This is a genomic window from Yonghaparkia sp. Soil809, assembly GCF_001429705.1.
Classification (GTDB): domain Bacteria; phylum Actinomycetota; class Actinomycetes; order Actinomycetales; family Microbacteriaceae; genus Microcella.
Genome location: NZ_LMSV01000001.1, coordinates 934,788 through 935,352, shown reverse-complemented (window position 1 = coordinate 935,352; position 565 = coordinate 934,788). Strand labels below are relative to the sequence as shown.

Below are 565 nucleotides of genomic sequence, written 5' to 3'. Positions count from 1 at the left end.
CTTCGGCGGCGACAACAGCACCTACGTGATCGTCGACGACGGCTCGGAGGACGGCACCTACGAAGTCGTCTTCACGGCGGAGGACGGCTTCGAGTTCGCGGGCGGGGAGACCGAGCTGACCTTCACCGGGACGCTCGCCGGACCCAACGAGGGCGACGAGTGCGTGCTGCCCATCACCGACGCGTTCCTCTCCTTCATCGACCCGACCTGCGACGCCCCCCAGCGGCTCGACCCGGACAACTTCACCTACGACCCGGAGCTCGCGGCGCTGACGATCGTCGAGGTCGAGGAGAACGGTGACTTCCTGGTGGTCTTCGAGGCCCTCGGGGAGGAGACGCAGTTCTTCCAGAGCGGCGAGCCGGTCGAGGGTCGCACCGTGGAGGAGGGCGGCAAGGTCCTCGTATTCGAGGGAACGCTCGCCGGACCGAACACGGAGCTCTGCGAGGACGAGGCCGTCGTCGTGCCTCCGGTCGTCGTGGTCGATGACTGCTTCGAGCAGTCGTACACGATCACCGATGTCGAGGGCGTGACGTACACCCGGACGGTCAACGGGCTGGAGCTCCCC

Annotated in this window: 1 protein-coding gene; it reads left to right on the top strand. The window is 67.3% G+C overall.

Annotated features, from left to right (window positions below):
- Positions 1–565, top strand: a 565-nt coding sequence (locus tag ASG83_RS12785) for a hypothetical protein (protein ID WP_162253781.1), incomplete at both ends; no start/stop codon positions are given.